Below are 10,805 nucleotides of genomic sequence, written 5' to 3' on the forward strand. Positions count from 1 at the left end.
TGAATTCAGCGCTCCAAGGTATGCCTGTTGCCCATCACAGTCCAGTCGAGGCGAACGTCTGCAACACGCAGTAGTCAATCGCTTTACATCGTTCGGGAATTGTCACCATGAAACGTCGCTACAGCTGGCCCTTGTGGACTTTCGCGGGAATCGTCGTGCTGCTGATCGCGCTGCACATCGCCCTGCCCTACGTGGTGCGCGATTACCTGAATGACAAACTCGCCAACATGGGCGATTACCGTGGTCAGATCACCGATGTTGACCTGGCGTGGTGGCGCGGCGCCTACAAAATCAACGGTCTGAAGATTGTCAAAGTCGACGGCAAAGTGCCGGTGCCGTTCGTTAACGCACCGTTGATCGACCTTTCAGTCAGTTGGCACTCGCTGTGGTACGACCATGCCGTCGTCGCTCAAGTGAAGTTCTTCAAACCTGAAATCAACTTCGTCGACGGTGGCGCCAACAAACAGAATTCCCAAACCGGTCAAGGCACCGACTGGCGTGAGCAGTTGGGCAAGTTGTTGCCCATCACCCTCGACGAAGTGCAGATCAACGACGGTCGCATCAGTTTCCGCAACTTCAACTCCAAACCGCCGGTGAACATGAATGCCACTGACGTCAACGCGAGCATCTACAACCTGACCAACGTGGTCGACAAGGAAGGCAAACGCGACGCCCGATTCGAAGGCAAAGCCTTGCTACTCGGCCATGCACCGCTGGAAACCACCGCCACCTTCGATCCGTTGAGCAATTTTGAAGACTTCGAATTCCGCCTGCGCGCCAAAGATATCGAACTCAAGAGCATGAACGACTTCGCTTCGGCCTACGGCAAGTTCGATTTCAATGCCGGTCACGGCGATGTAGTGATTGAGGCCAAAGCCAAAAAGGCGCAAGTCAACGGCTACATCAAACCCCTGCTGCGTGACGTCGAAGTGTTCAACTGGCAGCAGGACGTGGAAAACAAGAACAAAAGCATCTTCCGCTCCGTCTGGGAAGCGCTGGTCGGCGGCACGGAAACCGTGCTGAAGAATCAGGCGAAAAACCAGTTTGCGACCAAGGTTGAGCTGAGCGGCAATGTGCATCAGCAAAATATCAGCGCGTTTGAAGCATTTTTGCAGATTTTGCGTAATGGCTTTGTTCAGGCATTCAATGCGCGGTATGAACGGCCCAAGCCGGATGCGGGTTAGGATTTACGGGCGAAATGCATCCCGATAAAAGGTATCTGCGCCGATCTGGATATCTGCGGCCAACCATTCAACAGTCCAGCCATTATCTGCCAGACGAGCAGTTGCAAAGACTATCGGATCGAGTAATGGGGCGAGTCCTGGATATGTTTGGATATCGCAACTCAAATCGACTGTTACTTGCCGGCTATCGCAAAAGGTCAGTGCGAGTCGGCGGTCTGTAAGCGCTACGGCAGCGGACAAGCGTGGTCTTTTTATGCTCGACATGTATTAAAAGCCTCCGAGTGAACGGGATGGGGCTGCTTCGCAGCCCAGCGGGAGCAAGCTCCCTCGCCACAGAAAGCCCTTTTGCCGCAAGTCATGCGGTGTATTCAGAGGCTATCGCCGAATCAACCGGGTAAAAATACTGGCCATGCGCCGAGACTGAGTCAACATGTGACGCCCCATTCAGAGACTGAATAAGCCGTCTGCGTTCACAGTCGACCGGCCTGCGCGTTATAGTCGGGCATCCGATTATTTCGCCCCCGCCCTGCCCGTCAGGTCGGCGTTACCGTTCGAGGATTAGCAGATGAAGTTCGAAGGCACCCAGGCCTACGTCGCCACCGATGACCTGAAGCTGGCGGTCAACGCCGCCATCACCCTGGAGCGGCCGCTGCTGGTCAAGGGCGAGCCGGGCACCGGCAAGACCATGCTCGCCGAGCAACTGGCCGAATCGTTCAATGCCAAGCTGATCACCTGGCACATCAAATCCACCACCAAGGCCCATCAGGGCTTGTACGAGTACGATGCGGTCAGCCGTCTGCGCGACTCGCAGCTGGGCACTGAAAAAGTCCACGACGTGCGCAACTACCTGAAGAAAGGCAAGCTCTGGGAGGCTTTCGAGTCCGAAGAGCGGGTCATTTTGCTGATCGACGAGATCGACAAGGCCGATATCGAGTTCCCCAACGACCTGCTGCAAGAACTCGACAAGATGGAGTTCTACGTTTACGAGATCGACGAGACCATCAAGGCCAAGAAGCGCCCGATCATTATCATTACTTCGAACAACGAGAAAGAGCTGCCGGACGCTTTCCTGCGCCGCTGCTTCTTCCACTACATCGCTTTCCCGGATCGCCCGACCCTGCAGAAAATCGTCGACGTGCACTACCCGGACATCAAGAAGGATCTGGTCAGCGAAGCGCTGGACGTGTTCTTCGATGTGCGCAAAGTGCCAGGCCTGAAGAAGAAGCCGTCGACTTCCGAGCTGGTCGACTGGCTGAAACTGCTGATGGCCGACAATATTGGCGAAGCGGTGCTGCGCGAACGCGATCCGACCAAGGCGATTCCGCCGCTGGCCGGTGCTTTGGTGAAGAACGAACAGGACGTGCAACTGCTTGAGCGTCTGGCGTTTATGAGCCGTCGCGGCACCCGCTAAGAGGCTGATGCCATGTTGCTCAACCTGTTCAATGAAATGCGTGCAGCCAAGGTGCCGGTGTCGGTGCGCGAGCTGCTCGACCTGATCAACGCGCTGAAGCAGCGCGTGACCTTCGCCGACATGGACGAGTTCTACTACTTGTCGCGGGCGATTCTGGTGAAGGACGAGCGCCATTTCGACAAATTCGACCGTGCGTTTGGCGCCTACTTCAATGGCCTCGAAAAGCTCGACGATCACTTACAGGCGCTGATACCCGAAGACTGGCTGCGCAAGGAATTCGAGCGTTCGCTGAGCGACGAGGAACGCGCGCAAATCCAGTCCCTCGGCGGTCTCGACAAACTGATCGAAGAGTTCAAGAAACGTCTGGAAGAACAGAAGGAACGTCACGCCGGCGGCAACAAATGGATTGGCACCGGCGGCACCAGCCCGTTTGGCTCCGGCGGCTTCAACCCGGAAGGCATTCGGGTGGGCGATGCCGGCAAGCGTCAGGGCAAAGCGGTAAAAGTCTGGGATCAGCGCGAGTACAAGAACCTCGACGACTCGGTGGAGCTGGGCACGCGCAACATCAAGGTTGCCCTGCGTCGTCTGCGTAAGTTCGCTCGCCAGGGCGCGGCGGAAGAACTTGATATCGACGGCACCATCGATCACACCGCCAAAGACGCGGGCCTGCTGAACATTCAGATGCGCCCGGAGCGGCGCAATACGGTGAAGCTGTTGTTGCTGTTCGACATCGGCGGTTCGATGGACGCGCACGTGAAGATCTGTGAGGAGTTGTTCTCGGCCTGTAAGACCGAGTTCAAGCATCTGGAGTACTTCTACTTCCACAACTTCGTTTACGAATCGGTGTGGAAGAACAACATGCGCCGCACTTCCGAGCGCACCTCTACCCAGGATCTTCTGCACAAGTATGGTGCCGACTATAAGGTGATCTTCATTGGCGACGCGGCGATGGCGCCTTATGAAATCACCCAGGCCGGCGGCAGTGTCGAGCACTGGAACGAAGAGCCGGGTTATGTGTGGATGCAGCGGTTTATGGAAAAGTACAAGAAGCTCATCTGGATTAACCCGTACCCGAAAGATACATGGGGGTATACCTCGTCGACCAATATCGTCAGGGATTTGATTGAGGATCAGATGTATCCGTTGACGCTGCGTGGGCTTGAGGAAGGGATGCGGTTTTTGTCCAAATAATCTGTGTTGCCAGTGATGGCCCCTTCGCGAGCAAGCCCGCTCCCACAGTTGAAATGCATTCCAATTGTGGGAGCGGGCTTGCTCGCGAAGCTCTTAGCTTTCTTTAAAGCGCCGCAAATATCCGACATGCTCACGGTGCGCGACATCTTGCACTACAGGCCGCAACCGCACCTGCGCCCCCGGCAAACACTGCGCCAGCCGCGCCAACGCCAGCGGCGTCAATGCGCCCAACCGTGGATAGCCGCCAATCGTCTGCCGATCATTGAGCAACACAATCGGCTGCCCATCCGGCGGCACCTGCACCGCGCCCAACGGAATTCCCTCGGAAATCATCGGCTGCCCCTGATACTCCAGCGCCTTGCCCAACAAGCGAATACCCATGCGATCAGCGCGACTGTCCACCGTCCAGGCACTGTTAAACACATCAAACAAACTCTGCCCGCTGAACTGACCGATCTGTGCGCCGAGCACCAGATCCAGTGGGGCATTGGATTTCAGATCCGACCGCAACGCCAACGGCATTTCCCGCACCAGCAACGATTCCCCGTGATAACTCAGCGTTGAACCCTTGGACAACGACAAGCCCATGCCGTCGAGTCCACCGAGTTCTTCACGCACCACCGTCGCGCTGCTGCCCAACACTTTCGGCGCGTCAAAGCCGCCGGGTGCTGCCAGATAGGCCCGCGCGCCAAGCAACGGTTGCGTGAACTGCAATTTCTGCCCTTTGCCCAATTTGAAACTGCGCCACGGCGCCAACGGCTGACCATCTACCTGCGCGCCAAGATCCGCCCCGGCCAGCGCCAGCAAGCAATCCTCTTCCGCCACCACCGCAAAGCCGCCGAGGGTGATTTCGATCACCGCCAAATCCAGCCCGTTGCCCAGCAGCCAATTGGCCCAGCTCATCGAGCACCAATCCGCCGCGCCGCCCTGAGTCACGCCCAGATGCCGCACACCAAATCGCCCGGCATCCTGCAACAGACACAGCGCCGTGCTCGCCTCAATCGTCAATCGGCTCATGCCTGCGCCTCCAGTGGCGTGTCGTCGCCGCCCAGATTGATGAACTCGGCATGGCTCACGGCTTCGAAACGCACGGTGTCGCCGGGTTGCATCAGGCTGTAGCCCTCGCGATGACGATCGAACAGTTTCGCCGGCGTACGACCGATCAGATTCCAGCCACCGGGCGAGACCACGGGATAGGCTGCGGTTTGCCGCTCAGCGATACCGACGCTGCCAGCGGCGACTTTCTTGCGCGGCGTGTTCAAACGTGGCGCCGCGAGGATTTCTTCGACCAAACCCATAAAGGCAAAACCCGGCGCGAAGCCGAGGGCGAACACCTGATATTCGCGGCCGCTGTGGCGACGGATCACCTCCTCCACTGCCAGCCCACTGCGCTCAGCCAGCAAGCTCAACTCCGGCCCGACGCTCAAGTCATACCAGACCGGCAACACATGACATTGACCGGCGGATCGTGAATTCGGCGACAGATCAATCAGCGCCTCAGCGATCAATTCCCGCGCCTGATTCGGGCTCAAAACCGTCAAATCGTAATGCACCATCAGCGTCGTGTACGACGGCACCAGATCGATCAATTGCGCGCCAAACACCGTACGCAAGCGCTCACTGGCGGCGAGCATCCATGGCATGTTGGCCTCAGCGATTTCATCGAACAGGCGCAGCATCAGGCAATCCAGTGCCACCACTTCAATCCTTGGGTTCATTGCGCATCCTGCTGATTCAAGGCCTCGCGAATACGCTGCACGGCGGCCACCGAACTGGCGTTGTCGCCGTGTACGCAGAGGGTGTTGGCATGCAGGCGCAACGCACTGCCATCGCTGGCGGTGAGGTTGCCGCCACGGGCAATGGTCAGCGCTTGTTCGATGATATTTTCAGGGTCGTGATGCACCGCACCCGGCAGTTGTCGCGAAACCAGTTTGCCGGCGCTGTCATAGGCGCGGTCGGCGAACGCTTCGAACCACAACATCACGCCATACTCATCACCAATTTGCTGCGCGGCCGAGTTGTCGCGAGTGGCCATCAACATCAGCGGCAGGCTGCTGTCGTAAGCGGCCACGGCCTGAATCACCGCACGCAATTGCGCCGGGTTGGCCATCATGTCGTTGTACATCGCGCCGTGCGGTTTGACGTAACTGACCTCGCCACCCTGCGCCTTGCAGATGCCATCGAGTGCACCGATCTGGTAATGCAGGATGTCTTGCAGCTCTTGCGCCGAATACGCCATGGAACGGCGGCCGAAACCGACCAGATCCTGATAAGCCGGATGCGCGCCGATTTTTACGCCGTGGCTCAACGCCAGGCTGACGGTTTTACGCATGATGCTCGGGTCGCCGGCATGGAAACCGCAGGCGATGTTGGCGCAATCGATGAAGGGCATGACCTCGGCGTCCAGACCCATGGTCCAGCTGCCGAAGCTCTCGCCAATGTCGCAATTCAATAGCAGGCGGCTCACGGTGAACACTCCTGTAGGGGCTTGTCTTTTTATCTGTAGGATTGTGCCTGGCAGGTTATCAGTTACTGCGCATCGAGTTGCTTGCCACGGGTTTCCGGCAGGCTCAATGCCGCGATGATCACCACGCCGTAAGACACCGCCGCGAAAGCACCAATGCCGACACTCAATGGCACGGTCTGGCTAAGCAAACCGATCAGCAGCGGAAACAACGCCGCCAGCGCCCGCCCGATGTTGTAGCAAAAACCCTGCCCCGAACCGCGAATCCGCGTCGGAAACAGCTCAGTGAGAAACGCGCCCATGCCGCTGAAAATCCCTGAGGCGAAGAAGCCCAGCGGGAAGCCCAGCCACAGCATCACGCCGTTACTCACCGGCAATTGCGTATAGAGCAAAACGATGGTGAACGAGCCGACCGCGAACAGGATGAAATTCTTTTTGCGGCCGAGCAGATCGGTCAGGTAAGCGCTGATCACGTAACCGACGTAAGAGCCGACAATCACCATCGCCAGATAACCGCCAGTACCGAGTACGCTCAAACCGCGTTCGTTCTTGAGGAAGGTCGGCAGCCAGGAAGTGATCGCGTAATACCCGCCCAGCGCACCGGTGGTCAGCAGCGAAGCGCGGAACGTGGTGAAGAGCATGCCCGGGGCGAAGATCTCGTAGAACTTCGATTGATTCTCCGGCGTTTGTCGGGCCTTGGCTTCGCGATAGATCTCCGGATCCTTGACCAGACGGCGGACGAAAATCACAAAAATCGCCGGTACGATGCCGAGGATGAACAGCGCGCGCCAGGCGTCTTCCGGTGGCAACACCGAGAACAGCAGCGCGTACAGAATCGCCGTCAGGCCCCAGCCCAACGCCCACCCGGATTGCACCATGCCCACCGCTTTGCCGCGATCCTTGGCGCGGATCACCTCACCGATCAGCACCGCGCCGGCCGTCCATTCGCCGCCGAAACCGAAGCCCATCAAGGTGCGGGCGATCAACAGTTGTTCGTAGTTTTGCGCGAAGCCGCAGAGGAAGGTGAAGAAGGCGAACCACAGCACCGTCAGTTGCAGGGTGCGCACGCGGCCGATGCGGTCGGAGAGAATCCCGGCGACCCAACCGCCAATCGCTGAAGCAATCAGCGTGCTGGTATGAATCAGCCCGGCCTCGCCGGTGGTGATGCCCCACATCGCAATCAGCGTCGGCACGACGAAGCTGAGCATCTGCGTGTCCATGCCGTCCAGACCATAGCCGATCTTGCAGCTCCAGAAGGTGCGGCGCTCCTGCTGGTTGATGTTGCGGTACCAGTCGAACGGCCCCGGACGCGCCGGTGCCGGGGATGCTTCTAGGGTGTCGGGAGCACTCATGGCTTATCTCCGCAGGTTTTTTATTGGTCTTGTTCGTAGCCCCGACGACGCCTATCGTGGGAACCGGATGCGCCGATTTTTCGTCGCCAGGGCGTGCTGCGTCCAACGAATAAAAACCCGCCTTAGGCATAAGAAAAATTTGTCACCCGAGCCTTGCCCATGAACCTGAAGTTTCTCGAGACCTTTGTCTGGGTCGCCCGCCTGAAGAGTTTTCGCCTGACCGCCGACAAGTTGTTCACCACCCAGGCATCGATTTCCAGCCGCATTGCGGTACTGGAGGGCGAGCTGGGGGTGAAGCTGTTTCTGCGCGATTCGCGCGGTGTCAGCCTGACGCCCGAAGGCCTGAAAGTGCTCGACTATGCCGAGCAGATGCTCGACACCATGTCGGCGCTGAAGCAGTCGATCGAGACTCGCTCAAGCAAGGTCGGCCGCGTGCGCATCGGCGTGATGGACACGGTGATCCACACGTGGCTGAGCCCGTTGGTGGCGCAGATGACCGATCTGTATCCACGGGTGGAAATCGAGCTGGTGGCGGATACCTCGCTGAACCTCTGCGATCAGCTACAAAAAGGTTTTCTCGATATAGTTCTGCAAACCGATCTGGTGCGCCACGAAAGTGTGCGCAGCCTGGAACTGGCCAGCCATCCGCTGGGCTGGATCGTCGCCAGTAATTCGATCTACAACCGCGACTACGCCGACCTCGCTGAACTGGCGCAGGAACGCATCATCACCTACTCGAAAAACTCCCGACCGCATCAAGACCTTGTGGCGTTGATGCAGGCGAACGGGGTGATGGCGCCGCGTTTGAATTGCGTGAATTCGGTGTCGGCGATCACGCGGTTGTTGCGCGATGGATTCGGGATTGGCGTGCTGCCGCCGGTGTTGGTGGCGGAGGAACTGGCGCGGGGGGAATTGACCTTGCTGAACATCGATCAGCGGCCACCGGATTTGCAGGTGGTGGTGTCGTGGCGGGTGGGGGTTGAGTGGGTCGAGGAGATTGTGACGTTGTGTCAGCAGGTGTTGGCGGAGTATGCGCAGAAGGTTGGTGATGGGTATGTGGTTTTGACCCCTTAACAGCAAAGATCGCAGCCTTCGGCAGCTCCTACATGATCGTTCCCACGCTCCGCGTGGGAATGCCTCAATGGACGCTCCGCGTCCGCTTTGGGACGCGGAGCGTCCCGGGCTGCATTCCCACGCAGAGCGTGGGAACGATCTTCAGAGGCCGCGCACGTCGCGGTCTTCGATCGGGCGGCTCTGGCGCAGGCGTCGGCCGCCGAGCACTACCCAGTCAATCAGACGGAACACGCATTCGATCCCGAACGACAGCAACAGCGCGCCGCTCATGCCCCAGATCATCGCTTCCGGGGTCAGCAGAATCTGATAGCTGTAGCCATTCCAGGTTTCCTTGCGAATGTCCGGATCCGCCGCCAGCACCACTTGCAGGAAGCGGATGTACCAAGGGCCCTGCATCGCCTGGAACTGCTTGTCCAACGCCACCTGACGGGTGAGCAAAGTGTTCAGGCTATCCGCATCGCTACGGAATATCGGATCTTCACTGGCACGATAATGCGCGACCAGCGCCTGCATATCGCCTTTGAAAAACTGATCAGCCGTGCCCTGAAAACCGCGCAAACCGGTCTGCGCTTCAATCAGATGCGCTTCGACGCGTTTCGCGTAATCGTTGATGAAGCCCGGCACCTGGACACCGATCAACAGGCCCGCCGCGAACAACACCAGCCGTAGATAACTGAGCAACATGGCGCGCAATCCTTATTCGGTCTTACCCTGGCTGACGCATTCGCCGCGTCGCCACAGGCTCCATTGGCCCGGTTCGTAGCGGGTCCAGGTTTCGTTTTCGGTCAACGGTTCGGTGGCAATCACGGTGACCACGTCGTTGGGCGTGGTTTCCGCCTGGAAATCGACGATTACGTCGACATCCTTCAAGCGCGCCGGGCCGAACGGTGCGCGTCGAGTAATTTGTGCCAGTTTGGTCGAGCAATAGCAGAACAGCCAGTCGCCATCGCTGAGCAGGCAGTTGAACACGCCTTTGCTGCGGTATTCGGCGCAGGCGGCGACCAGATCCGGCAACAGTTCTTCTATATCGACCGGTTCCGGAAAGGCTGCACGCACGCGGTTGAGCAAATCGCAGAACGCCGCCTCGCTGTCGGTATCGCCGACCGGGCGGTAGAAACTTTTGATCGGGGTGAAATCGGCGAGTTGGCCGTTGTGCGCGAAGCACCAGTTGCGGCCCCACAGTTCGCGGACGAACGGGTGAGTGTTGGATAAGCAGACTTTGCCAACGTTGGCCTGGCGAATGTGGCCGATGACCACTTCGCTTTTGATCGGATAGCGTTGCACCAGATTGGCGACTTCCGACTCGCTGCTAGCCGCCGGATCCTGAAACAGGCGCAAGCCTCGACCTTCGTAAAACGCGATGCCCCAGCCGTCGCGGTGCGGGCCGGTACGCCCGCCACGCTGCATCAGGCCGGTGAAGCTGAACACGATATCGGTCGGCACGTTGGCACTCATGCCCAGTAATTCACACATGTGCGGACTCTCGGGATTACAGGCGCGGCTCGACCCGCGTGCGCTGCGGATTGCTCGGGACGGGCGGACGACCGTAGCGGTCATCGCCGACGCCGCCGAACGATTGATCGTCATCGCGATCATCGGCACGGGCGGCAGCCTTGGCGGCTTCTGCCTGCTCGCGGCGAGCACGGGACGCGCGTTCGATTGGCAGACGGATCAACACGAAGATCAGGTAAATACCGAGGGCGATCATGCTGTACATGAACAGATCGGAGATCGCTCGCCAGGCGTTGTTGCCGACCTTGAACGCCAGATCCAGCGCGGTAATGGCGATAGACGGCGCAACTTTGGCTTTCACCGGGTCAATGATGGTCGGGCTGAACAGCAACACCGCCATGAGCACCCGCAGCGGCTCGCGCAGGTAGCGCCACATCCAGGTGGTCAGGCGCATCCATACCAACAGGCAGCCTACGGCGGCAAAGGCGTAGAGGCCCCAGGCGATCAGATAGTCGTTCTCGGTCATGGTGTCCATGGCAAGGCAGGCAAAGAGGCGCTTATAGTAACGACTTTTCGCCCGTCCGGCTTGTCCCAATACAGACACGACCTGTGGGAGCGGGCTTGCTCGCGAAAGCGGTGGGTCAGTGAAACAAATGTCATCTGACACACCGCTTTCG

At 58.8% G+C, this 10,805-nt stretch carries 12 protein-coding genes; 4 read left to right on the top strand and 8 right to left on the bottom strand.

Going from position 1 to position 10,805, the window contains the following annotated elements; all coding sequences use genetic code 11:
• The first annotated feature begins 107 nt into the window (after positions 1–107).
• Positions 108–1,184, top strand: a complete 1,077-nt coding sequence (locus GVL50_RS18425; protein ID WP_008085924.1) for a DUF748 domain-containing protein — start codon at positions 108–110, stop codon at positions 1,182–1,184.
• 3 nt (positions 1,185–1,187) lie between these two features.
• Here the strand turns inward: GVL50_RS18425 and GVL50_RS18430 are convergent, their stop codons facing one another.
• On the bottom strand, positions 1,188–1,448 hold the full coding sequence (locus tag GVL50_RS18430) for a DUF2442 domain-containing protein (protein WP_172680085.1): 261 nt from the start codon (positions 1,446–1,448) through the stop codon (positions 1,188–1,190).
• A gap of 301 nt (positions 1,449–1,749) precedes the next feature.
• Between GVL50_RS18430 and GVL50_RS18435 the strand changes: the two genes are divergently transcribed.
• Both GVL50_RS18435 and GVL50_RS18440 read left to right on the top strand, forming a co-directional pair.
• Positions 1,750–2,595 (top strand): MoxR family ATPase, encoded by an 846-nt coding sequence (locus tag GVL50_RS18435; RefSeq protein ID WP_038358424.1) that lies wholly within the window; start codon positions 1,750–1,752, stop codon positions 2,593–2,595.
• 12 nt (positions 2,596–2,607) lie between these two features.
• Positions 2,608–3,786 (top strand): VWA domain-containing protein, encoded by a 1,179-nt coding sequence (locus tag GVL50_RS18440; protein ID WP_007911295.1) that lies wholly within the window; start codon positions 2,608–2,610, stop codon positions 3,784–3,786.
• Positions 3,787–3,879: 93 nt separating this feature from the next.
• Here GVL50_RS18440 and GVL50_RS18445 read toward each other — a convergent pair whose 3' ends face one another.
• The 4 genes from GVL50_RS18445 to GVL50_RS18460 form a co-directional block, all read right to left on the bottom strand.
• The gene (locus GVL50_RS18445; protein WP_159814664.1) at positions 3,880–4,803 is read right to left on the bottom strand and encodes a biotin-dependent carboxyltransferase family protein; all 924 of its coding nucleotides are present in this window, start codon (positions 4,801–4,803) and stop codon (positions 3,880–3,882) included.
• Entirely contained in the window at positions 4,800–5,504 is a 705-nt protein-coding gene (gene pxpB / locus GVL50_RS18450; RefSeq protein WP_159814665.1) for a 5-oxoprolinase subunit PxpB, read from the bottom strand. The genes GVL50_RS18445 and pxpB overlap by 4 nt, the downstream gene beginning before the upstream one ends.
• Positions 5,501–6,253, bottom strand: coding sequence for a 5-oxoprolinase subunit PxpA (locus GVL50_RS18455; protein WP_159814666.1), 753 nt, complete (start codon positions 6,251–6,253; stop codon positions 5,501–5,503). The genes pxpB and GVL50_RS18455 overlap by 4 nt, the downstream gene beginning before the upstream one ends.
• Before the next feature lie 62 nt (positions 6,254–6,315).
• Entirely contained in the window at positions 6,316–7,602 is a 1,287-nt protein-coding gene (locus GVL50_RS18460) for an MFS transporter (RefSeq protein WP_053118122.1), read from the bottom strand.
• Positions 7,603–7,761: 159 nt separating this feature from the next.
• Here GVL50_RS18460 and GVL50_RS18465 point away from each other — a divergent pair, with 159 nt between their 5' ends.
• The gene (locus GVL50_RS18465) at positions 7,762–8,676 is read left to right on the top strand and encodes a LysR family transcriptional regulator (protein ID WP_159814667.1); all 915 of its coding nucleotides are present in this window, start codon (positions 7,762–7,764) and stop codon (positions 8,674–8,676) included.
• 141 nt (positions 8,677–8,817) lie between these two features.
• On the opposite strand, the gene GVL50_RS18470 is transcribed toward GVL50_RS18465, so the two are convergent.
• Genes GVL50_RS18470 through GVL50_RS18480 form a run of 3 tightly spaced genes read right to left on the bottom strand, consistent with a single transcriptional unit; the run spans position 8,818 to position 10,663 of the window.
• Complete coding sequence (locus GVL50_RS18470) at positions 8,818–9,360, bottom strand: DUF2937 family protein (protein WP_053118118.1); 543 nt, start codon at positions 9,358–9,360, stop codon at positions 8,818–8,820.
• 12 nt (positions 9,361–9,372) lie between these two features.
• Positions 9,373–10,149, bottom strand: coding sequence for a class II glutamine amidotransferase (locus GVL50_RS18475; RefSeq protein WP_053118116.1), 777 nt, complete (start codon positions 10,147–10,149; stop codon positions 9,373–9,375).
• 16 nt (positions 10,150–10,165) lie between these two features.
• Positions 10,166–10,663, bottom strand: coding sequence for an MFS transporter (locus GVL50_RS18480; RefSeq protein WP_159814668.1), 498 nt, complete (start codon positions 10,661–10,663; stop codon positions 10,166–10,168).
• Positions 10,664–10,805: the final 142 nt, after the last annotated feature.

It is taken from the genome of Pseudomonas sp. 18058 (assembly GCF_902706155.1).
Classification (GTDB): Bacteria; Pseudomonadota; Gammaproteobacteria; order Pseudomonadales; family Pseudomonadaceae; genus Aquipseudomonas; species Aquipseudomonas rustica.

Bases quoted from the DNA above. Each gene is read 5' to 3' on its own strand.
- GVL50_RS18465 (WP_159814667.1), top strand. From the start codon at position 7,762: ATGAACCTGAAGTTTCTCGAGACCTTTGTCTGGGTCGCCCGCCTGAAG.
- GVL50_RS18475 (WP_053118116.1), bottom strand. From the start codon at position 10,149: ATGTGTGAATTACTGGGCATGAGTGCCAACGTGCCGACCGATATCGTG.
- GVL50_RS18460 (WP_053118122.1), bottom strand. From the start codon at position 7,602: ATGAGTGCTCCCGACACCCTAGAAGCATCCCCGGCACCGGCGCGTCCG.
- GVL50_RS18430 (WP_172680085.1), bottom strand. From the start codon at position 1,448: ATGTCGAGCATAAAAAGACCACGCTTGTCCGCTGCCGTAGCGCTTACA.
- pxpB (WP_159814665.1), bottom strand. From the start codon at position 5,504: ATGAACCCAAGGATTGAAGTGGTGGCACTGGATTGCCTGATGCTGCGC.
- GVL50_RS18440 (WP_007911295.1), top strand. From the start codon at position 2,608: ATGTTGCTCAACCTGTTCAATGAAATGCGTGCAGCCAAGGTGCCGGTG.
- GVL50_RS18480 (WP_159814668.1), bottom strand. From the start codon at position 10,663: ATGGACACCATGACCGAGAACGACTATCTGATCGCCTGGGGCCTCTAC.
- GVL50_RS18445 (WP_159814664.1), bottom strand. From the start codon at position 4,803: ATGAGCCGATTGACGATTGAGGCGAGCACGGCGCTGTGTCTGTTGCAG.
- GVL50_RS18470 (WP_053118118.1), bottom strand. From the start codon at position 9,360: ATGTTGCTCAGTTATCTACGGCTGGTGTTGTTCGCGGCGGGCCTGTTG.
- GVL50_RS18425 (WP_008085924.1), top strand. From the start codon at position 108: ATGAAACGTCGCTACAGCTGGCCCTTGTGGACTTTCGCGGGAATCGTC.
- GVL50_RS18435 (WP_038358424.1), top strand. From the start codon at position 1,750: ATGAAGTTCGAAGGCACCCAGGCCTACGTCGCCACCGATGACCTGAAG.